This is a genomic window from Paraburkholderia panacisoli, assembly GCF_008369935.1.
Lineage (GTDB): Bacteria > Pseudomonadota > Gammaproteobacteria > Burkholderiales > Burkholderiaceae > Paraburkholderia > Paraburkholderia panacisoli.
The window spans coordinates 13,979-35,400 of sequence record NZ_VTUZ01000002.1; the positions used below are offsets into that span (position 1 = coordinate 13,979).

The 21,422-nt window shown below is 58.9% G+C and carries 23 protein-coding genes and 1 pseudogene; 9 read left to right on the forward strand and 15 right to left on the reverse strand.

Translation table 11 applies throughout. The annotated features are described in order from the left end of the window. Window positions 1–85: 85 nt before the first annotated feature. The 3 genes from arsN2 to FVF58_RS02615 are packed head-to-tail and all read right to left on the reverse strand — an operon-like array spanning window position 86 to window position 2,360. Window positions 86–553, reverse strand: a complete 468-nt coding sequence (arsN2, locus tag FVF58_RS02605) for an arsenic resistance N-acetyltransferase ArsN2 (RefSeq protein WP_149668378.1) — start codon at window positions 551–553, stop codon at window positions 86–88. Between the two features lie 35 nt (window positions 554–588). After that, window positions 589–1,842: an MFS transporter gene (locus FVF58_RS02610; protein WP_149668753.1), complete on the reverse strand. Its 1,254-nt coding sequence runs from the start codon at window positions 1,840–1,842 to the stop codon at window positions 589–591. Between the two features lie 14 nt (window positions 1,843–1,856). Next, the gene (locus FVF58_RS02615) at window positions 1,857–2,360 is read right to left on the reverse strand and encodes a hypothetical protein (protein WP_149668379.1); all 504 of its coding nucleotides are present in this window, start codon (window positions 2,358–2,360) and stop codon (window positions 1,857–1,859) included. Between the two features lie 442 nt (window positions 2,361–2,802). Between FVF58_RS02615 and arsH the strand changes: the two genes are divergently transcribed. The 3 genes and pseudogenes from arsH (at window position 2,803) to FVF58_RS02630 (ending at window position 4,309) form a co-directional block, all read left to right on the forward strand. Next, window positions 2,803–3,492: an arsenical resistance protein ArsH gene (gene arsH / locus FVF58_RS02620; protein ID WP_246216924.1), complete on the forward strand. Its 690-nt coding sequence runs from the start codon at window positions 2,803–2,805 to the stop codon at window positions 3,490–3,492. Between the two features lie 9 nt (window positions 3,493–3,501). Continuing rightward, a complete protein-coding gene (locus FVF58_RS02625; protein ID WP_087645399.1) occupies window positions 3,502–3,840 on the forward strand; it encodes an ArsR/SmtB family transcription factor in 339 nt (112 codons plus the stop codon). Next, window positions 3,841–4,309 (forward strand): annotated as a pseudogene (locus tag FVF58_RS02630) (VOC family protein). Window positions 4,310–4,477: 168 nt separating this feature from the next. On the opposite strand, the gene FVF58_RS02635 reads toward FVF58_RS02630, so the two are convergent. Continuing rightward, window positions 4,478–4,819 carry an ArsR/SmtB family transcription factor gene (locus FVF58_RS02635; protein WP_149668381.1) on the reverse strand — a complete coding sequence of 114 codons (342 nt, stop codon included), beginning with the start codon at window positions 4,817–4,819 and terminating at the stop codon, window positions 4,478–4,480. 273 nt (window positions 4,820–5,092) lie between these two features. Here FVF58_RS02635 and FVF58_RS02640 point away from each other — a divergent pair, with 273 nt between their 5' ends. From FVF58_RS02640 to FVF58_RS02650, 3 genes are read left to right on the forward strand one after another with little or no spacing between them, the layout of a single operon-like run. Continuing rightward, the gene (locus FVF58_RS02640; RefSeq protein WP_149668754.1) at window positions 5,093–5,554 is read left to right on the forward strand and encodes an arsenate reductase ArsC; all 462 of its coding nucleotides are present in this window, start codon (window positions 5,093–5,095) and stop codon (window positions 5,552–5,554) included. 44 nt (window positions 5,555–5,598) lie between these two features. Further along, window positions 5,599–6,099, forward strand: coding sequence for an arsenate reductase ArsC (locus FVF58_RS02645; protein ID WP_149668382.1), 501 nt, complete (start codon window positions 5,599–5,601; stop codon window positions 6,097–6,099). Further along, entirely contained in the window at window positions 6,096–6,875 is a 780-nt protein-coding gene (locus tag FVF58_RS02650; RefSeq protein ID WP_149668383.1) for an aquaporin, read from the forward strand. Before FVF58_RS02645 ends, FVF58_RS02650 begins: the two co-directional genes overlap by 4 nt. Window positions 6,876–6,920: 45 nt before the next feature. Here FVF58_RS02650 and FVF58_RS02655 read toward each other — a convergent pair whose 3' ends face one another. From FVF58_RS02655 to FVF58_RS02675, 5 genes are all read right to left on the reverse strand, one after another. Beyond that, a complete protein-coding gene (locus FVF58_RS02655) occupies window positions 6,921–7,199 on the reverse strand; it encodes a hypothetical protein (RefSeq protein WP_149668384.1) in 279 nt (92 codons plus the stop codon). Window positions 7,200–7,360: 161 nt separating this feature from the next. Further along, entirely contained in the window at window positions 7,361–7,669 is a 309-nt protein-coding gene (locus tag FVF58_RS02660) for an acylphosphatase (RefSeq protein ID WP_149668385.1), read from the reverse strand. 40 nt (window positions 7,670–7,709) lie between these two features. Further along, on the reverse strand, window positions 7,710–9,047 hold the full coding sequence (locus tag FVF58_RS02665) for a sigma-54-dependent transcriptional regulator (RefSeq protein ID WP_149668386.1): 1,338 nt from the start codon (window positions 9,045–9,047) through the stop codon (window positions 7,710–7,712). A gap of 14 nt (window positions 9,048–9,061) precedes the next feature. Then, window positions 9,062–10,519 carry a sensor histidine kinase gene (locus tag FVF58_RS02670; protein WP_149668387.1) on the reverse strand — a complete coding sequence of 486 codons (1,458 nt, stop codon included), beginning with the start codon at window positions 10,517–10,519 and terminating at the stop codon, window positions 9,062–9,064. Window positions 10,520–10,529: 10 nt separating this feature from the next. Next, window positions 10,530–11,408: a substrate-binding domain-containing protein gene (locus FVF58_RS02675; RefSeq protein ID WP_149668388.1), complete on the reverse strand. Its 879-nt coding sequence runs from the start codon at window positions 11,406–11,408 to the stop codon at window positions 10,530–10,532. A 176-nt stretch (window positions 11,409–11,584) separates the two neighbouring features. On the opposite strand from FVF58_RS02675, the gene FVF58_RS02680 reads away from it, so the two are divergent. From FVF58_RS02680 to moaA, 3 genes are all read left to right on the forward strand, one after another. Then, window positions 11,585–12,109, forward strand: a complete 525-nt coding sequence (locus FVF58_RS02680; RefSeq protein ID WP_149668389.1) for an arsenate reductase (azurin) small subunit — start codon at window positions 11,585–11,587, stop codon at window positions 12,107–12,109. A gap of 16 nt (window positions 12,110–12,125) precedes the next feature. Continuing rightward, window positions 12,126–14,603 (forward strand): arsenate reductase (azurin) large subunit, encoded by a 2,478-nt coding sequence (locus FVF58_RS02685; protein ID WP_149668390.1) that lies wholly within the window; start codon window positions 12,126–12,128, stop codon window positions 14,601–14,603. 75 nt (window positions 14,604–14,678) lie between these two features. Next, entirely contained in the window at window positions 14,679–15,806 is a 1,128-nt protein-coding gene (gene moaA / locus FVF58_RS02690; RefSeq protein WP_149668391.1) for a GTP 3',8-cyclase MoaA, read from the forward strand. 263 nt (window positions 15,807–16,069) lie between these two features. On the opposite strand, the gene FVF58_RS02695 is transcribed toward moaA, so the two are convergent. From FVF58_RS02695 to FVF58_RS02725, 6 genes are all read right to left on the reverse strand, one after another. Further along, window positions 16,070–16,375, reverse strand: coding sequence for a hypothetical protein (locus FVF58_RS02695; RefSeq protein WP_149668392.1), 306 nt, complete (start codon window positions 16,373–16,375; stop codon window positions 16,070–16,072). A gap of 279 nt (window positions 16,376–16,654) precedes the next feature. Beyond that, complete coding sequence (locus FVF58_RS02700; protein ID WP_149668393.1) at window positions 16,655–17,197, reverse strand: hypothetical protein; 543 nt, start codon at window positions 17,195–17,197, stop codon at window positions 16,655–16,657. 1,266 nt (window positions 17,198–18,463) lie between these two features. After that, window positions 18,464–19,066 carry a hypothetical protein gene (locus FVF58_RS02705; RefSeq protein ID WP_149668394.1) on the reverse strand — a complete coding sequence of 201 codons (603 nt, stop codon included), beginning with the start codon at window positions 19,064–19,066 and terminating at the stop codon, window positions 18,464–18,466. An 851-nt stretch (window positions 19,067–19,917) separates the two neighbouring features. Further along, complete coding sequence (locus tag FVF58_RS02715; protein ID WP_149668395.1) at window positions 19,918–20,250, reverse strand: hypothetical protein; 333 nt, start codon at window positions 20,248–20,250, stop codon at window positions 19,918–19,920. Window positions 20,251–20,501: 251 nt separating this feature from the next. Then, complete coding sequence (locus FVF58_RS02720; protein WP_149668396.1) at window positions 20,502–20,771, reverse strand: YlcI/YnfO family protein; 270 nt, start codon at window positions 20,769–20,771, stop codon at window positions 20,502–20,504. A 65-nt stretch (window positions 20,772–20,836) separates the two neighbouring features. Continuing rightward, window positions 20,837–21,418 carry a DUF2442 domain-containing protein gene (locus tag FVF58_RS02725; protein WP_246216908.1) on the reverse strand — a complete coding sequence of 194 codons (582 nt, stop codon included), beginning with the start codon at window positions 21,416–21,418 and terminating at the stop codon, window positions 20,837–20,839. Between the last annotated feature and the right edge of the window lie 4 nt (window positions 21,419–21,422).

Genomic DNA, 21,422 nt, shown 5'->3' on the forward strand with positions numbered 1-21,422 from the left:
GGCGTGTAGAACAGAAGATGAAGCACGAAGCATTGGCGTCAATTGGGCGCACGCGTGGGTGGACACCCACGGCTAACCTTCAGTTTCAAGCGCGCGTGACGCTCTCGGTAGGAACACTTTCCAGCACGCGCCTCAGGCAAATCGCCGATGCTGGGCACAACATTGCAAACTGCGCACTTGCCCGGATTTCAGCTGGCGCAGTGGTCCGGTCTGCTACGACATAGCCGGCCCGTTGAAAGAACTCGGCGGCGGTCGTCGTCAGCAACCACAATTCAGAAATGTCATCGGCCCGCGCAACGTTCTCGGCGTAAGCCAGTAATTGGCGACCCAGTCCTTTCTCGCGAGCATTGTTCGCTACGACCAGTGACCGCAGCAGCGCACTTGTCTCGAATTTCTCGAGACCAACGCACCCGATGAACCCTCCGTTTGCGTCCTCTGCGACCAAGAAGTCGTTGAGTGCAATGGCGGTGATGTCGACCGCCGGCAACCCGTTCTCTGCGAGCAATGCTTTGATGGCATCAAGGTCATCACTTCGTGCGGAACGTATCTTCAAAGTCGACGTTATCCTTGATGGTTTCGGAGGCGATGTCAGGCGGCCATAGGTTGAGTGTGGCGGCTAACTCGCACGGCAACGAAGAACGCGATTGCTGACAGTATCGAGACGAGAAACACCGTCCATTCGACAGCTACATAACCGTGAGTGAAGCTCCAGATGCTGGCGGCGGCAATCGGCGCTATCCCCTTGGCGACATTCGAGGGGAACGAGAGCATACCGCTGAGCGCGCCGTAGCCTTCTGTCCACATCAGGTCCTGAACGATGGTGCCGCGGAGGATGGTCATCATGCCATTCGCAGCGCCGTAGCAGAGCGCGAATAGCCACAGCAGCGCGGCCGAGTGACCAGCAGTTATCAGGATAACGGTCGAGAGTGGGAATAGCGTCACGATGATGATGCCCACGGTACTAACATGAACCGTTCGGCCGAAGGTGAACCAGACGGCTCGTGCGGCTACCTGAGCCGGACCGATGAGCGCCATGGTTGTTACCAGCACGGCGTTGGACACGCCGCGCTCGACCATGAGCGGCACGAGATGAAATGTGAGCGCAGCGAACGTCGCGTAGTAGGCTGTGAAGCACACCGCGAGCGCCCAGAAAATCGGCGAACGAAGAGCGCGACGGGTGGCCGCATCATTCGCCAGCTTTACCGCCCCGTTGGTGGGCCGGGTACCCGGGTCAGCGCGCGAAGAACGGATTGCCAGCACATGGATAGGTAGAGAGACAATCAGGTTCAGGGCCGCGAGGACAACGAGCGATGTTCTCCATCCCACCGAGCCAACCAGCAACTGCGTCAGCGGAATGAAGACCGTGCTGGCGAATCCAGCGACCAGCGTGACGAGCGTGATTTTGGTTCGGAAGCTTCGCGGATACCGGTGCGTGACGATGGCGAAGACGGGGTCGTAGAACGTGGCCGCCATGGAGATGCCGAGGCCAATCCATGCAACAAAGAGCACCGTCAGCGACTGCGCGCCGGCCCAGAGCAACAGCATGGCTGCGGCGATGACTGAGCCGACAACCATCACCCGGCGTCCGAGCCCGTGGTCAATCCAGCGTCCAATGGGATAGGCAGCGAATCCGGAGACTAGCAGCCCAACCGAGAGCGCTGCGTTTGTCGCCGTCCTGCTCCAACCCATGGTCTGTTCCATGGGCACGACTAGCAGCGAAAAAGAATAGTAGACGGAGCCCCATGAGACGAGTTGCGCCAGCGCCAAGGCCCAGGTCACGAGCCTGTCGTGACTGTCTGCTGGTGCGGTCTTCTCGCTGGCGTTCTCGTCGCCACTCGACATCGTGCTCAATTTTTTCAGCCTCTCATCTGGCTCAGTTTGTTGGCAGTGCCGCCGCCGGTGCGAAAAGCGTCGCAGCAAAAGAATGTTGTCGAAGCGAGTCTGTGCGCGATGACAGCGGCGACCCGCTCGTGAAGCTGGTCCATACGGCGTGTGTCGGTGGTTTGAGGTGTGACCTGTACGGAACCGAGAAAGCCAATTCCCTCCCGATTGCTATATCGCTGAACGCGTCTCGCAACCAGCCGCTCCCGCAGGCTTGCCAACGCCCCGATGACGCCACTTGCCTCACGGCGGGTGGTTAATGCGACAAAAAACTTCGAGCCCTCGTCAGCGAGACAATTGCGGACTCGCAGCAACGGCGACTTCCAGTCACACGGCGGCCACACACGGCTGAGGACTACCGCATCCATGACGAGGACAGCAGCCGACGAGCCGTCTGCAGCCAGGAATCGCGCAAGTTCGAGTTTCTCGTCAACCGCTTCTGTCAACGCAATCGCTGAAGTCGCGTACCCGGTCTCCATCTGAAACGCCCGCGCTACGTCTGCCGGGAGGGACGCACAGCCTGACTTCCTCAGAGCGCACCCTCCAGCAGACTGTGTCGCTGAGCCAGCAGCTCGCCCGTGTGCCATCAGCATGAGGAATCCTCGTGTAGAGCGGCAATGCCACCCTCCCGAAACTGGCAGGAGCGATTCAGTCGCCATCCGGTCTTCGTTGTCCATGGCAGCCTCCTAATTTTCATATTTCCAGAATACCGGAAATGTCATAGAATGCAAGTAACGAAATGATGACGGTCGTATTCGGCAGGCGCTGTAAAGCAGCCTTGAATCGACCAAACGCCTCCATATAATTGGAAATGTCAAATAGCAAGGTAACGAGATGACAGTTCATGCAATCAATGGCGACCACGGCTTCCCGGCCGCCAGAACAGATTTTTTCGACACCGATATCGCGGCACGCCTCGGCATGGCGGGGCAGCCGCCGGCAAGGATTCTGCTGCTCTACGGTTCGCTGCGTGAGCGGTCGTATTCGCGGTTGCTCGTCGAGGAAGCCGCTCGCCTGTTGCAGACGTTCGGTGCGGAAACGCGGATTTTCGACCCGCGCGGTCTGCCGCACGCAGACGACGTCGACGTTAAGAACCATCCGAAGGTGAAGGAACTGCTCGAGCTGTCGCTTTGGTCAGAGGGGCACGTGTGGTGCAGCCCGGAGCGCCACGGCACCATCACTGGCCTTATAAAGACGCAGATTGACCACTTGCCACTCGTCAGCGGCGGCATCCGCCCCACGCAGGGTCGCACGTTGGCTGTCATGCAGGTCAGCGGCGGCTCCCAGTCTTTCAACTCGGTGAACCAGCTTCGTCAGCTTGGCAGGTGGATGCGGATGTTCACCATCCCCAACCAGAGTTCTGTCGCAAAGGCCTTCGAGGAGTTCGAAGAAGATGGCCGGATGAAGCCGTCGTCCTACTACGACCGCCTGGTTGACGTGATGGAAGAACTCGTGAAATTCACGCTGCTGCTCCGCGGCCGCGCCGATTATCTCGTCGACCGTTACAGCGAACGGGTGAAAGACGGCCGCCCGCTCGACCCCGCGACCGACCTGGCTTCCCGGGCAATCGCTGACCATTCCCGCAAGGAACTGCAGGCGAGTAACCAATAAAGGACTGTGATGGCAACCTTGGATTCGAAGTTAGCGGTCAAGGCGCTCGCGGCGCTTGCGCACGAGACCCGTCTGGCGGTGTTCCGCCTTCTGGTGACAGCCGGCCGCTCGGGTATGAGTCCTGGCGCCATCGCTGAAAAGCTCGGGCTCCCTGCGCCCACGCTGTCATTCCACCTGAAGGAGCTCGCGCACGCAGAGCTCATCGAAGGCAAGAGTCAGGGGCGGTTCATCATCTACTGCGCCAGCTACGACCACATGCAGACGCTCATGGATTTCCTGATGGAAAACTGCTGTGCGGCGGAGCAAGCAGAGCAATGCGGCTGCGCGACCAACGAAACGGAGGCGTAAATGAAGCGATTTCACGTACACGTTGTTGTTCCGAAGCGAAAGCGTGCGTTTCTATAGCAGCATGTTCGGCGCGGAACCGTCAGTGCTCAAGGACGATTACGCGAAGTGGATGCTCGAGGACCCGCGCATGAACTTCGCCATCTCAGCGCGCGGCGGTGAAACTGGCGTCAATCATCTCGGCTTTCAGGTCGACAGCGACGAGGAGCTGGCCGCTCTTCGCGAGCAGGTGATTGCCGGTAGTGTCGCGGTACAGGACCAACCTGGCGCCCAGTGCTGCTACGCCAGCTCGAACAAGTACTGGACGCAGGACCCGGCTGGCGTGCCGTGGGAGACGTATCACACTCTCGGTGGCATCCCCATGTTCGGTGCGGACAGCAGGCAAACAGCCTCTGCCGAAGCGAGCGGGGCCTGCTGTGCTCCGGTCACTTCGATTCCAGCCGTGATTGAGAAAAAAGTCGGCTGCTGCTGAAACGGCAGCAACAAACCAAACGGCCGCCCAAGGCGGCCGTCGCAGGCGCAATTCTCTTCCGGCTTCGCATGGAATTCGCTTCAGGCGGGACGGGTCGCCCAGCGGCGCTGCGCTTTCACATCCGATGGCGCACCGTATCTGGGCCGAGATATTGGCCTTGAGTTCCGGTCACGCGGGAACCGGCTTGCACTTCACCTTCTTTCGGGGCGCGCATGTCGCCGAATCCACTCCCTGGCAACAGTTTTCGGTGAGGAAACCGACCAGGTCGTTCATGTGTTCGATTTCCGGTGCGTAGTAAACGAAGCGGCCTTCCTGACGTGATGTCACCAGTCCGGCGTGCGTCAGCTCTTTCAGGTGAAAAGACAGCGTTGCGCCGGCAAGGTCGAGCTTCTCCTGGATAACCCCCACGGTCAGCCCCTCGGGCCCGGCTGTCACCAGCAGCCGGAAAATGCTGAGGCGCGTCGGTTGCGCCAGTGCGGCCAAAGCCGTGATTGCGTCTTTTTCCTTCATGATGTGCCGTTCGTTGGGACTGTACGATGATTCTAACGCCTGACGCAGCAACCGCGTCGCTGACGATAGGTTGCTTCAGGTCCGTTCTCAGGGGCCAGCCTCGGCTCAGCATGGGATGTCATCGAAACGAGGTTGCTGGCCTCTAACATTTCCATTATATTGGATATATAGATATATCATCCTGAACCACAACCCATTCCGGAGAAATTCGTGGTCGAATCCCGAACCTACAATGTGCTGTTCCTCTGCACGGGCAACTCCGCTCGCAGCGTGATGGCGGAAGCCCTTCTCGCCACATTGGGACAGGGCCGCTTCCATACATTCAGCGCAGGAAGTCATCCGACCGGAAAGGTCAATCCTTTCGCAATCGAACTGGTTACGAAGACGGGCTACGACGTGTCCAATCTGCGTAGCAAGTCTTGGGACGAGTTCGCTGAGCCGGATGCGCCGGGGATGGATTTCATCATCACGGTGTGCGACCAGGCTGCTGGCGAAGTATGTCCCCTTTGGCCCGGGCAGCCAGCCTCAGCACACTGGGGCTTCTGCGACCCTGCCGCTGTGGAGGGCACTGATACCGCGAAGCGCGCCGCATTCGAACAGGTTTTCCAGCAGATTAAACATCGCGTCGACGTCTTCCTCAAGGTACCGCTGGAGACACTTGATGAAGCCGCTATTCGTGCCGAGTTGCGAAGGGTCGGCGAAATCGACGTCTCATCCATCGGCGTGGCTCAGTAACTGATTCGACGCGTATCCATCGGCTTATCTGCTTGAGGTTCGACATGAGCGACAAGGTCTACAACGTCCTGTTTCTGTGCACGGGTAATTCGGCTCGCAGCGTGCTTGCTGAAGTTCAGTTAAATGCGCTTGGCGGTGGTCGGTTCAAGGCCTGGTCTGGCGGCAGTCATCCGAAGGGGGAAATTAACTCGTTGACGCTGCAGCTTCTTCAGCAAATGGGGCTTCCCACGGAGGGACTTCGGAGCAAGTCATGGGATGAGTTTGCCGCTCCCGATGCGCCGGTAATGGACTTCGTGTTTACCGTATGTGACCAGGCGGCCGGTGAACAGTGCCCTGTCTGGCCGGGCCAACCGGTCACTGCGCATTGGGGCGTTCCCGACCCGGCAGCCATTGAGGGCTCCGACGACACCAAGATGCGCGCCTTCAAGGATGCGGCAGCAACGCTGCGTAAGCGGCTCGAACTCTTCAAAAGCCTTCCGCTTGCCTCGCTCGACCGTCTTGCGCTGAGGAAGGAAGTAACTGATATCGGGAAGTCACCACTATGAGGTTGCGTCATGCCATCGTGGCCGAGTTCCTAGGTTCGGCACTGCTTCTGGCAACCGTCGTGGGCTCCGGAATCATGGGCGAACGACTTGCCGGCGGCAACGTGGGAATCGCGCTCCTGGCCAATACCCTGGCAACTGGCGCAGGATTGGTCGCGCTCATCGCCACCTTTATCAGTATTTCGGGAGCACACTTCAACCCATTGGTAACGCTCGCCGAGGTCTGCCTTGGCAAACTGCGATGGAGGCACGCAGGTGCCTACGTCGCGGCGCAAGCCGTCGGGGCAATTGCGGGCGTGATAGCTGCTCACGGAATGTTCGACCTGCCATTAATAGAAGCATCGCGGCACGTGCGCACTGGACCGTCACAATGGTGGAGTGAGGTTGTCGCTTCGTTCGGCTTGCTCACGGTCATTCTGAACGTCGCAAAACGACGAATTGAGTTTATTCCGGTTGCGGTCGGCGGCTACATCACTGCAGCCTATTGGTTCACGGCATCCACCTCGTTCGCGAACCCTACTGTGACTATTGCGCGCTCGCTCACAGACACCTTTGCTGGCATTCGACCTGTCGACGCGCCCGGATTCATCGTCAGCGAATTGGTTGGCGGCGCTCTCGCAGTATTCCTGTTTCGTTGGATGGAGCGTTCACATGACTCATCGGGAAGCGCACCTAAGGCAGTTGAGGAGAAGGAAGCCGAGGATGATGTTGGGCGCTTGCGTGCAGGCAATGCTGAACAGATTGGCGAGACCGAAATCCCTGACGCGCGGCGGCGCTAACTCCAATCAGGTGACACGGACGCTCTCTCACCACGCCAGCCCCACTTACTGGCCAATGAGGACCTGAGGGCTGATTACGACGGCGGGAACAGGTTGATAAATCACGGCGGGAGGCTGGGTAACATACCCGCCTTTGCATTTGCTCTTTTCTTTGTATTCGCCGTTTCCCTTCCATTTGCGTTCGACCTTACAGCCGCCGTCCCAATATTCCTCCTTGTAATCGCCACCATGTTTTTTCCAGGAGTCAGCGCGGGCGCCAAGGGACACCACTGCGAGCGGGACCGAGAGCAAGGCGCTTGCCAGCAACAGGCGGGACGGTTTCATGGCGGGTGACGGAGCAGGTTGTAAGGTTGTGAGGGTAGCCTTTGGCCCCTCCGCCAGGTGTATCAAAGAGTTACGGTCGGTAATACTCCGATACCACTCCGCAACGCGCCCGCTTCAGCGACAGAGCAACAGGTACTTCCACGGTGGTGATTTGCCTGCACTCACAAAGTGGGCAAGCGCTCGAAGTTGTCAAAGCGGGCAAACGGTGGCGGCACCTCGGTTACCTCAAGCTCGTCGACAAGCGCTGCGGACATGCCCTCGCTGAGCCAGGCGCACATCTCCGCCAGTTGCTCTGGCGAGCCCTGCAGCATCGCCTCTACCGAACCATCCATGCGGTTGCGGACCCAGCCGGTGACGCCCAGTTCCTTCGCGCGACGTACGCAGGCCTCCCGATAGCCCACGCCTTGCACCTGGCCACGGACCTGAACCAGTCGGGTCTCAAGCGGTTCGTCCTTATCGTGAGATTCCATGGGCGTACTCCGGTTGCGGTTGATGCGCCTGCGAGGGTGTTCAATGAAGCGGTTCGGCTGCAATCGCATGTTTGCGCATCTTCTCCCACAGGCTCTTCCTGGAAATGCCAAGGGCGTGGGCGGTCTCTGAAATATGGCCCTGGTGCTGCAATAGCGCGGCGCGAATGAACGCGTTTTCGCAGGCGGCCATGTAACCGTCGAGCGGAGTATCCATATCAAGCGCTGCCGCAGCCTGGGACCCGTCCTCCTCGAAAATATCGGAGGAGAAAAGCATGTTGCGGGAACACACGATGCATGCGCGTTCAAGACGATTCTGCAACTCTCGCACGTTCCCAGGCCAGCCGTACGTTGCGAGTCGCGCTTCGGCAGACGGATGAAACAGTTTCGTGGGTTCACCTAGCCGGTTGGCGATATCGCGTACGAAGCGGTGCGCAAGCCAGAGGACATCGTCGGGCCTGTCGCGAAGTGCAGGCATGCGTAGCTGGAGGATGTTGATGCGATAGAAAAGGTCCTCCCGAAACTTCCCTACCCGGACCAGTTCCGCGAGGTCCCGATTCGTTGCGCAGACCAGCCAAAAGGTGGTTTCGAACCCTCTCTCACCGCCGACTCTCGTGACGCGTCGCTCCTGCAGCGCCCGCAGCAACTTCACTTGCATCGACAGAGGCAAATCGCCTATCTCATCGAGGAAGAGCGTGCCACCCTCGGCCTGCTCGAAGTAGCCTTTCTTCTGCCGCTCTGCACCAGTGAAGGCTCCTCTCTCGTGGCCGAAAAATTCGGACTCGAGAAGCGTCTCCGGGACGGCGCCGCAGTTAACTGCGACAAACGGTAACGCCTCACCAGGTGCATGCTGATGAATGAACCGTGCAAGCACTTCCTTGCCGACACCGGACTCGCCAGTAATCAGAATTGATTTGGCACGGCCGGCGATTCGCGGCACGAGGTCTGCGAGGCGCCTCATTGCTTCGGACACGCCGAGTTCGCTCTGGGCCGGCATGGCCTGGTCTGGAATCCCCGTTCCTGTCAGAAGACGGACCTTGTCGACCAGTGCGCCAATGTCGAACGGCTTCGTGATGTAGTCGGCAGCGCCGCTCTTCAGGAGAGACACCGCCGTGTCGACCGACGCGTAGGCGGTGATGAATACAAATGGCGGCACGGATATGTGCGTGGCCATTGAACGTGAAAACAGTTCTTCGCCTGAAATGTCGGGCAGCCGGATATCGCTGATGACGGCCTGATACGGCCGGTTCTGTAAGGCATCCAGGGCGGATTCACCGTCAGTGTGCCAGTCCACGTCGAAACCCTCCAGGCGGAAGCGGTCGGCCAACGACTCCCCCATGATGGGGTCGTCCTCGACGACACAGATAAGCGTTGCCGACATGATGCTCTCCCGCTTCATGGAGAATTAACCGGTAACAGCACTGCAAAACACGTTCGCCCCGGTGCGCTATCGACTGAAATTGTGCCACCAAGCTGCGTCGCGATTTGATAGCTTACCCACAGGCCGAGGCTGTACGAGCGCCGACCCTCGGCTATGGCGACCGACCCAAACGGCTCGAACAGGTGCTCCATGGCCACGCCGGATATGTGCTGACCCGTGTTCGATACCGTAATTTGTAGTCCTAGTCCGTTGACTGCGACCAGGCAGTCAACGCGTCCGCCAATCTCTACGGCCTTCACTGCGTTGAGCAGCAGATTGAGAACGAGCTGGCGCACCAGATGCGCGGGAAGTCCAATCGCCTCGTCCAGTTCAATTTCCCAATGAAATGCTGCCTGCTTTGCCTGTATCTGCGGCGCAATCAACAGCTTCAAATCCTGCCAGTCCGACAGGCTCATTGCCGGCGAGTCGAGGCGAGCCTCAAACAGTAACGCGCCGACCGTGGCGCGAATTTGGGCAAGACCGCGTTCGAGCAACCCCAACGTCTTTCTGGTTTGGGCGTCGGGTTCACCATGTGTGTTGAGTGTGTCGATGGCGTTCAGCATTCCGCCGAGCGGATTATTGATTTCGTGTGCAATGCCCGCGGCGACCTGGCCTACAGCCGCCAGTCTCTCGGAGACGACCACTTCGCGTTCCAACGCCTGTTTCTGCGCCAGTTCGGCGAGCATCGCCTGGAACTGCTGTTCCAGTTGACCTATTTCGTCGTTCCCTTGCGCTGTGATACCCGCGCCGACTTTTTCAGGGTGCTCCTTCCCAATGCGGCCCATGGCGGCCGTGAGGCGTAGGAGCGGTTTTGCCATCCGGTCGCCCCAGACCCAGCCCAGCGGTATGAGCAGCAGCAAAGCCGGCACCGTAGCCACGGCTAGCTTGAGCAACGTTGACCGTACACGGTCGTAAAAGATATTGGCGTCATAGACCAGCACCACATAGCCGAGGCGGCTTCCGTCGTCCGAATTCACCGGCATGCCGGCGGTGACGTCGCGGCTTGCGAGTAATCCCGGAAAGTCGAAAAAGAACGGGTCGCCTGAACTGCGTAGATGTGAGATGACCATACCGAATTGTGCAGGAAGCTGGGTGACCGGCCGCTGGACAGGTTCCTTTCGGGGAGAGGTCGAGGCGTACACCCGGGCCTTCGAGTCGAACAGAACGATTTCTTTCAGCGGATTCGAAGGCTCCCTGACTGCCACCGGCGTCCGTATCACTTCGAACGCGCGCCACAGGTCGTCCTTGACCATCGGGTCCCGGACCGACAGCGCGAGAACGCGGCACAGATTCTGGGCGCTGCTTTCAAGGTCATTTCTGGCATCGGACACCGCAACGCTTACGAGCGCGAAGGTCACGAGTATCTCCGTCAGCAGGATGACTGCGCTCAGCGCGAGCGGAATCTTGTAGCGGTAGCTGAGATGGGACAGCATCTGCGCGGCCCTATACCGGCCCGGAGTTCAGGATGGCAACCAGGCGGCGTATGCCGTCGAACACCTTGTCGTCGTCAGGCACGAAGCCATCAAGGTTCAATCGCTGCAGCACATCCCGAGCTGCAGGCCGGTCCTTCATTCCGAGCAACGCACGCTGGATACGAAGAAACGATTCGTCGTCGAGCGAGCGGCGCGCCACAATCGGCGGAAAACCATATTGGGGAGAACGCCACGCCACCCGCACCTCGCGGGTGCGCTCCGGGTACTGCTTCTCGATGGTGTCGTAGACGTACCCATCAATCTCGCCCGCATCCGCAAGTCCCGTTGTCACGGCATCAACGACTTTTCTGTGCGCATATGTGAAGAAGGACTTCTTGAAAAAGCCGGTCGGCCGGATACCCGCCCGTATCAGCTCAGTGGTCGGGACCAGAAAGCCGGAATTGGATTGCGGGTCGCTGAATGCGAACACGCGGTTTCGAAGCTGCGTGACGTGAGTGGTCTGCGTATCGCTCTTGGGGACAATCAGATATGAACGATAAAGCGGCTTGCCCTGATAGTCCGGTATCGCCATCAAGCGCATCGTTTGTGAGTTGGTGACGTATGGAAACCCGCATACCCATGCCACATCAAGCCGGTTCTCGGCGAGAAGGTCGTCAATCTCACGATAGCTATTGCGCTGCACAAACCTCACTTCAGCGCTGCACATCTCTCCGAGTTCGCGGCTCCAACGGTCGAGCAGGCTGATTTCGTTATCGAGGAACACGGCAGTCGTGCCGAACGCAACCGTTGGGATTTCACCGGCAGTCTCAAGCTTGAAGGACGAGAGGAGCGGGACGCTTAGCGCGAAGCGCAGAATCTGCCGGCGCCGGATGTTACTAATTGGTGACATAACGGCTGCCTCCCCATCACGAACCGTTACCGAATGGTAATGGCGTCCCTCAGGTCTGCTGAATTTGAATCCTCTTGGCGCAAGCCTTCCGGCGGACGTCGGACCGCATGGCATACCTCTTGCCGTTACGTCGATGCTAACGACTACACGAGCAAGATTCAAGCGAGGAGGAGACCATGTCCGAACTCAAAATCCGGCGTCGCACATTCCTGAAGCTGGGCGGCGGCTCGATTGCCGCAACCGCCGCTTCTGCCTTGGTACCCAACGTGGCCTCGGGCGCAAACCCCGTGGATACCAGCAGGACGAAGCTCCCTTATCCGAAAAAAGCCGTTGGTCAGGCGGGACGCATGACGGTCAACGCTCCGGTCACGTTTGCCTATCCTGATGCAGCGTCGCCGTGCACAGCTCTCAAGCTCGGCAGCCGTGTACCAGGCGGCGTCGGACCCGACGGGGACATCGTCGCCTATAGCACCATGTGTACGCACATGGGCTGCCCCGTCGTCTACGAGCCGACGACGAAGGTCTTCAAGTGCCCCTGCCACTTCAGCATGTTCGACGCGGAAAAGGCCGGACAGATGATTGTCGGGCAGGCCACCGAAAATCTGCCGCGCGTGCGCCTTCACTATGACGAGAAGACAGGCACCTTGTCGGCAGTCGGCATGGAAGGCCTGATATACGGCCGCCAAGCCAACGTTCTTTGAGTTCGAGGAGCTGAAAATGCCTACCGAAAAGGACCGCATTGCGCTACCGCCGGTCACGGCCCAGCGAACCAACATGACCTGCCACTTCTGCATCGTTGGATGCGGATATCACGTGTACAAGTGGCCGGAAGACCAGGAAGGTGGCCGCGCGCCGAATCAGAATGCGCTCGGCGTTGATTTCCGCAAGCAGGTGCCGCCACTCACACTCATCATGACGCCTGCCATGGAAAACGTGGTCACTGACCGCGACGGCTCGCGCCACACCATCATGATTGTCCCGGACAAGAGTTGCGTCGTGAATAGCGGCTTGAGTTCGACGCGCGGCGGCAAGATGGCGATGTACATGTACGCGGCTGACGGAATAACCCAGGAGCGCCTGAGACAGCCGCGCATCTATCTAAGCGACCAGTGGGTCGATACGACATGGGACCAGGCGATGGCGCTATATGCCGGCCTGATGAAGAAGGTGCTCGACAAGGATGGTCCGAGCGGTATTGTCTTTTCTGCCTTCGACCATGGTGGTGCGGGTGGCGGCTTTGAGAACACGTGGGGTTCCGGCAAGCTGATGTTTACGGCGCTACAGACCCCGATGGTCCGCATCCACAACCGCCCCGCGTACAACTCGGAGTGTCACGCGACTCGCGAGATGGGTATCGGCGAACTGAACAATTCATACGAGGACGCCGAACTGGCTGATGTCATCTGGTCCATTGGCGCGAACTCGTACGAAACGCAGACAAACTATTTCCTCAACCACTGGGTGCCGAACCTGCAGGGCGGGACGCTCGACAAGAAAAAGCAACGCTTCCCAGGCGAAGCATTCCCGAAGACCAAAGTCGTGTTCGTGGACCCGCGACGTACGCCTACCGTCGCGGTCGCCGAGCAGGTAGCCGGAAAGGACAACGTGCTGCATCTGGATATCCAGCCGGGCACGGACATCGCATTGTTCAACGGGATTTTTACCTACGTGGTCCAGCAGGGATGGATTGACAAGGACTTCATCGCCGCCCATACGAATGGGTTTGACGCGGCGGTCCAGGCCAACAAGCTGTCACTCGACGAATGCAGCAAAATCACGGGCGTACCTGTTGAGAAAATCAAGACCGCAGCGGAGTGGTCATATAAGCCGAAGGGGCCGGGCCAGCTTCCGAGAACGATGCATACCTACGAAAAGGGCATCATCTGGGGCAACGACAACTATCTGATTCAGTCGTCGCTACTGGACGTTGCTCTGGCCACTCACAATGTCGGACGGCGGGGTACCGGTTGCGTACGCATGGGTGGGCACCAGGAGGGCTATACGCGCCCACCCTATCCGGGCGACAAGAAGATATACATCGACCAGGAGCTCATCAACGGCAAGGGGCGGTTGATGACCTGGTGGGCGTGCAACAACTTCCAGACTAGCAACAACGCACAGCAACTACGGGAAGTGGTCTTGCGTCGCTCGCAAATTGTGAAGGATGCGATGCAGCGCGCCCGTGGTGCGACCTCGGAACAAATGGTCGACATCATCTACGATGCGACGACGAAGGGCGGGCTGTTCGTCGCGAATATCAATATTTACCCGACCAAGCTCGAAGAGGCCGCGCACCTGATGCTGCCTGCGACTCATCCCGGCGAGATGAATCTGACGTCGATGAACGGTGAGCGCCGCATGCGCCTGTCCGAACGGTTCATGGACCCGCCCGGAAGCGCGATGCCAGACTGTCTCATCGCGGCGCGCGTCGCCAACGCGTTGCGCGCCATGTATCAGAAAGATGGCAACACGAAGATGGTCGCGCGTTTTGACGGTTTCGACTGGAAGACCGAAGAGGACGCGTTCAACGATGGATTCCGTCGTGCCGGGCAACCGGGAGTGGAAAAGATAGATAGCCAGGGCGGCGATACCGGAAATCTGGTCACCTACGAACGGCTACGCGTTATGGCTAACAACGGGGTGCAACTGCCTGCCAAAGCGTGGGAAGGCGGCAAGCTGGTCGGTACCGAGATGATGTACATGGACGGCAAGTTCGATACGCCAGACGGCAAGGCCCAGTTCAAGCCTTCGCCGTGGCCGGGTCTGCCGAAGACGGTTGCTGACCAGAAGGGCAAATACCGCTTCTGGATTAACAACGGCCGCACGAACGAAGTCTGGCAAACGGTGTACCACGACCAGTACAACGAATTCGTCCGCGCTCGTGACCCGATGGCCTATATCGAACTTAACCCGGACGATGCGCAGGGGCTCGGAATTGCCGCTGGCGACATCGTCGAGGTCTACAACGATTTCGGGTCTACGTACGCGATGGCGTATCCGGTCGTCGAACAGAAGCATGACCAGACTTTCATGGTGTTCGGTCACATCAACGGCATCCAGGACAACGTCACGACGACATGGACGGACCGCAACATCATTCCCTACTACAAGGGCACGTGGGCGAACATCCGTCGCGTCGGGTCAATGAAGGATTACAAGCAAACGGTCAGCTTCAAGAGTCGCCGTTATACATAGGTGACGTCGGCCGGCGCATTGCCGGCCGTATTCTTTCTGAGCCGGCGGCTATCCGCACGTGGGAGTGGCGCTGCGATGAAGGCATTTACGCTGGGGCGAGTCATTCCGCTCGTGGAAGTCAGCGCCGCTGACCCGGCTGAGCGCAATTTGCTTGCGTCAGACTCCGCGGCAATGGAGTTGCCGCTTCGGGACACGCGCCATCGCCCATTGCGAGACCTGCGCATTTCGGTTACGGACCGCTGCAACTTCCGTTGCGTCTACTGCATGCCGAAGGAGGTGTTCGACAAGGACTATGCGTTCCTGCCCCGACGCGAACTGCTCAGCTTCGAGGAAATTGAGCGCGCTGCACGGGTGTTCGTTGGCCTCGGTGTCGAAAAGATTCGACTCACGGGTGGAGAACCACTACTGCGAAAAGACCTTGAATATCTTGTCGACCGGTTGGCCACGTTACGGACGCCCCGTGGCGAAGACGTCGAATTGACGCTGACGACCAACGGCTCTCTGCTAAGTCGTAAGGCGCAACTGCTGCGGAACGCGGGATTGAAGCGCATCACAGTCAGTCTCGACTCAATAGACGAGGCTGTGTTTCAACGAATGAATGGCGTCGACTTTCCTGCCGCATTGGTGCTGGAGGGAATCGACGCTGCACTGCGTGTCGGCCTCGCTCCGGTCAAGGTTAACATGGTGGTGAAGCGCGGGGTGAACGACACGCAGATTCTGCCAATGGCACTCCACTTCCGGGGAACTGGCGTGGAAGTCCGTTTCATCGAGTTCATGGATGTCGGTGCGAGCAACGGCTGGAACATGGGGTCGGTGGTGTCTTCATCCGAGGTTGTTCGTCGCATTGACGCGGCGTTCCAGCTCTTACCAGTTGGTCGCGACAAGCCTTCAGACACGTCGGTTCGATTTCGCTACGCTGATGGTCAGGGAAACATCGGCGTCATCTCAAGCGTCTCACAGCCTTTCTGCGGTGACTGCACCCGGCTGCGGTTGTCGGCGGACGGCCAGCTCTTCACCTGTCTGTTCGCCTCTCGCGGCCTGGACATACGAACGCCAATGCGAAACGGACACACTGATGAAGCGTTGCGCCAACTGGTCGCTTACCTTTGGAGACGGAGGGCCGACCGCTATTCAGAGCAACGTGGTAAAAGCAGCGTCACGGACGACCGGTCCAAAGTCGAAATGTCGTTCATCGGCGGTTGATGGCAGACGGCCGCTCTGCTGCCATTCATCACAGAGGTCGAGGGTGATTATTCAGTCGGTCCCTCCGTGAGCCACTTCTACAAACTACTTCACACGATGTCCCTGTTCGTCGACGACCACCTCACCGTCCTCTTTCACGAAAGGCACCGTGCTCGTGTGCAACCCGCTGTTATCGCGTCGGTGGCAATTCAAGATGTAGCCTATACACGATTACCGAGTCAGCGAATGGGATACCACCGGCATAGTGACGAGGAAGCTACGTACTACTGGCCCTTTTGCCTTGAGCCGCCAAGTCCACTGTTGACGTCGCTGTTCGCGCCGCTATTTGTACCCTTATTCAGACCGTTGGTCTTGCCCCGCTCCGTCCGGGGGATACTGCGCGCCGCGCCGACGCCACTGCCCGTGACGTCGGGAGCACCGTAGCCCGTCTCGTTCGGGGTCTTCATCAAACCGGCGCCGACGCCGGGTGTCGGGAGCCCGCCAGCGCTGCCGCCGGCTTGTGCGTATGTGATTGCCGACAGTGCCATCGCGAGAGCCGAAGCGAAAAACGTCTTAGTTATATGTTTCATGGCTAACCTCCATGCAAGCGTCTGCCGCTCACATGAATAGGCGCCGCAAGGGGCGTGCCTTGTGTCGCTGAATCTTCGCCGTTGCCAAGGCAAACAGGCCACGAAATCGGCAACGGACGCTCACGCAATGCGTGATGTCCGGAAAATACCGCCCTCACGACGGTCCTTCGCCGTGCCTGGCGCTCCGCCGCGTTCTGCATTGCAGCGAGCCGCTCGCAGGCTCTCGGCTCTCGTGGGTTTCTGGTATGGATGGGCGCGTGCTTCGTGGGAATTGGCCCGTCATTTCGGCGGGCCAATTCCCATGTACCACACGTGAAAAATCGCGATAGAGTTTTCCTGCTTACCCGTTGACCAGGAAATTGGCCGTGCTCTCATGCTCTCAATTGGGAGTTCAAGCTGAGGTTCGCTCAGTTTGCCTTCCAGCACCCATTGGCGCTCACTTTCCGATAGCCGGTTAATCCGGAGTGTGCCGGCACCTTGGAGTCCGTTGAATTTTCCTGTCGCTCCGCTGACTTCCCACAGGCCGTTAAAAGCAGAACGTGGCTCGCCGCGTTTGCCTGGCAAGGTTATCTGTCGCAGTTGCGTCTTCAGATAGAGTATGTCGCCGGGGCCACCACTGATGACAAGATAGCCGGTTCCTCGACCATTGGTTTCAGGTCCCAATTTCACCTCGTGGAATCCCCACTCCTGCATCGTCGCGGCGCGAAGCATGCCCTCGCTTACCATCTTGCCTGAGCGACGCACAAGCGCGGCATCTCGATTGCTGCCGTCTGCAAACACCAGTTTCGTGTATTCATTGGGCAACCCGGTTCTTGATGTCAAACCGGATTTCGGCTGCGAACGGCTTTGCTTGAGTCAATGATTGGGTCCCGGCCACGCCGCCTGCGGGCGACCCCTGAGTCAACAGGCTCGATTGCAACTGAATTTGCTGTTGCTCGCCTTCCGTCGCCTGCGCGCGCACAGCATCCAGTCGACCTCCCCCCTCGAACGTCTGCCTGCGGCGAACTTTCCGACAACTCGTCGTTGTTCCACATCCGGAGGGGCAGAACTGTAATGACAGCCCAGTTAGCGATGTCCTGCACGACGACATAACAGCGGTCGTCGACCACCCGCCGCCCTCGAACAGCGAACCGCAAAATCCAGCACATGCCAGCTCCTCTATCTGTCGTGCATTTTGTAACAACACCGACAGAAGTGCCTAGGCCGGCCCCGGTGCGCCCACAGGAAGCGCAATACGTCAAAGTCTCCCTGAAGCCGCTCGTTGAGGGCGATAAGTTGCTCTAACTGTTATGCGAGCGGGTCTTGCTTCTCGCCTGACAGATGACGTTGGCCAGCCGAGGGCCGAACCGCGCAGGGCACCGGGGACAACTCGCCCAACTAGTTTAGATAAGGGAGGCGTTCAGCTGGCTCGGCGCCAAGCAACCGCAGCAGCACCCGTCTACGGTCAGCGCAAGCGTGGCGGTCGCCATCTTCTGACGCGATGAGATGGACTAGCCCCGCTGCTTGGAGGGCGATGACGTCCGGCGTTACTGCGTTCGTCTCGGCCGACGCATTGCGCAGGCGCAAGAGAGTCGCGAGCTCCTGCGCACTCAGCGTCACGGGGTGCCTATGAGCACGATGCGTCGAAGCGCTGCCGTAATAGTGTTTTGCTTCCATGACCGTGTCGTCCCTGCAAGTCGTGTTATGGAGCCCAAACCCATCGGGCGAGCGCTGGTTTGAAAAATGAATTGTGGCCAATCCAAGCGACGATAGGGGAAAACATGCGGTTTCCCGCGTAACTTCTTGTAAGTGCTGACGCGACCAGCGCCGGCCGCCTCCTGGAATGACATTCTGCTTCGTTGCAGCCAACCGCACTGTTAGCGAGCGCACAAGCTGTTGGTACATTTGCCTCCGAGAAGCTCACACGACCGCCGCCAAAATCGTGTGCAGCTCGACCGGCAACACAGGTCGCCAGCACACAGGTGCTCGAACGCCTGCTAAAGCAGTGACTTGTTCAATTTTCCTGATATCTGCCTTGCTTCGCGTCCTCGAGCCCTACGAGCGTGCTGTCACCACCCGCGCGCCTTACCTCTCGAACAGAGTGACCCATTAGTCGCCAACGCCTCTTGAGCGAGTTCTTCCTTCCACGTCGAATTTCTCGCCAACCACGCTTTCCTGGGCCCGCATGTTGCACGCCGGCGTTGGGCCGCACGTTGTTGTTCCGTCCTCCGCAGTGAAAGGGCCCGCAATTTCCTGATGGCTTACAACACCGTGAAGGCGGTGACCCTCTTCGGTCAGCACGAATCTAACGTCGATGATGGTGGAAGCGATGGGAGCGGTAAACGTAATGTGCATGACGCCCGTGCAGTTCGGGAAGACGGTGTAAGTGCCGGTTTCGCCCGTATCAAATCCGGTCGTCGGGTCGGTCAGTCCGGGCCGTTTAAACCCGTCACTAGAGACGTAGTCAGACCGGGTGAAGGCACCAGTGCCATCAAACTTCTGGATAAACACTGCGTCAACGATGTCGGGAGTGGGTATTCGGTGTGGATTGCCGCCTGCGTCGAAGAAGCCGATGAATTCGCCACGAAGCGAAAAACCATAGAGGCCTTTGAGCGTCGCGTTCGAACACTCATCTTCTGCACGCGCCGTACTACTTACGGTCAGCAATGCGGCGCTTGCAAGCACCGCCCCTTTCCAGAAATTGCGGTTCATTTTTCATCTCCTGTTTGCTGGTTAATAGGCCCGTGGACGCCGCCCCGGCCGACCTGGGTATTTATTCGGGGGCACCGGTGGCGCGCAGAAGGGACGGGCGGCATGGAAGCCGCCCAAACGCGGACATGGCTCGACACTTCACTGGCGGGATGCCTCGTGAGCCACACGACAATATTAGGAGGTTGCGTCGGACTTTCCGGCCAAGATTCAGCCGGATTCAGGAGATTGAAAGCGGAATGTCATAGCGCTGATACACGCTGTTCTGGGAGAATCTGCTCCCCGATTTCCGCTTGCCGGTAGCGAGAGAAATCTATCAAGCCTGTCTCAGCCATCTGTTCAATTCAAGCTGCTTCAGACCGGTGCGCGCCCGCATCTATGTGCGACGTCTTCTGCCTGTTGCTGCTAGCCAACCGGAGCCTGCGAGAAACCACATTAGCATTCCTCAATTCCACGCGTCGATAATACGCAATGCGAGCGGCTAGTTGCGACGGCCGGGTTCACCCCCTCCAACACTACCGGGTCGAGACAAACTCCTTCGCCTCGCATTCCAGCAACGGCTGACGGGAAAGCAAACCGGGTCATCGGCATCAAGTAGAACGACACCGTGCATTTGACCAGAAAAGGCCAATGGCCCGTATGCGCCCAAACGCGTCGGGATAATTCTTACGCAGCGCCGATAGCGCAATCCGCGTCGCTCGCCACCAATCCTCGGGGTGCTGTTCTGACCATCGGTGCCTCGGCCTCGATATTTCCGACGGATGGCGAATGGTCCCAACTACATGTCCATCTCTGGCCGCTTTCGGACGGACTGCCGCGACCGGTTTCGATTCTGACGACGCGCGTGGGTCAGCTCATGCACCAGCACCGCCGGTTGGGTCCGGACGGAGTGGCGTCTGCAGGAGCGGCGACGGCCCCCACATCTCAACCTTGAAATTGGTCGCGAAGGTCCGTAATTCCTGCTCCAGCGCGCGCCATGGCCCGTCTGCGAACGTCGCCCAGTCGATTGTAGACCTCCAGCAGGTGGTCGTTCGAATCTGCGGGGCGCCGAGCATATTCCGGTTCGCGCGAAGTTCGACCAGACCTGGCTGCTGCACAATCGTTTCCGCCGCCTTCCTGGCCCATTCGGCGTAAGACTCCAGATTCACGCCTGGCTGCAGGTCGTACGTATTCGTCACCTCTATCATGGACGTCTCCTCACCGATGGAGTTGGGTTTCGGCAGGCACATGTCCACTGCCAGTCCGCCGGTATGGCATTGCGCCGCGTTTCTGATACTGCCTTCGTTCGCCCCAGTGGGTCAAGCAGCGTTTCCGTGACAAAACATCGAACTTGCTCTCGGAGAAGGCCGGAAATGGGACACGTGGGTTCTCGTCGATTCATACGGATATGGAAGCTGAAGTTGGGTATCCGCCGACCAGTCCGGATTTCGTCAAGCCGTTACCGCGGTGAATCTTTTGCCGCAACGAGCCGTCGCGTGAGTTCAGAATGTACGTCGTCCGCATTGAAAAACTCGTTGTCGCGATGTGCCCGCTCTACTGACGCAAGACCTCGCGCGATAAATCCACTTTGGAAGCGACGGCGAGAGACGCATTCACGCAACGCAGTCTCCATGAACTCTTCAAGCGACTCGTTCTCACGAAGGACGCTCTCGACTGCCATCAGGAGCTCTGGGGCGACACGAAGCGTCGACAACATGGTCTTCTTCATAGGATACATAGACTCCCCTACCACACGCGCGAAGCTCGCACGCACAGCGCTCAGTCAGTTGCCTGCTACCAGCCAAGCAGGGTACGCAGCCGTGCCATTAACCAGTCCGTTTCAACGCGCTCCGTCCATCCTTTGCGTTCAATTGCTCTCCTCATGCCGTTTAGCGTAACGTCGCGTGAATGCTGAGGATACTTCGCCGCGTCTTCAAGGGTCTTTCGAATGAGCTGCTGCGCGAGGTCTTCGCACATATCCCAACGGACCCACCGCTCTTCCGCTGTCAAACCGACGATAAGCCTGCCGTCAATCCAACGCCCCGCGAGTTTTGGCTGCGTTCCCGACAGCAATGCAGGTGTTGGGTCCCAGGGAAAATCGTCAGGTACCTGCGAGGTCAATCGTTCATCGCGATGGCGCCTCTCAGCATCGCGCATCAGTTCGCTGACGCTTATGACTTCAGCGAGTTGGTCCCATCGCAGGGCAGCGCCCGACGCCGAAATGTGGCAATCGCGACGTTGCTCAGGGGTTGCCACCCACAGTTTCGAGAGTCTTCGCAAGGGGACTTGCAGTCTGCCTCCGTCTTTCAGGACGACGTTGATGCAATCCTCGTCCGCGGTCACGCCGATTGCTATCGGTCGAATGCGACATATCATTTAA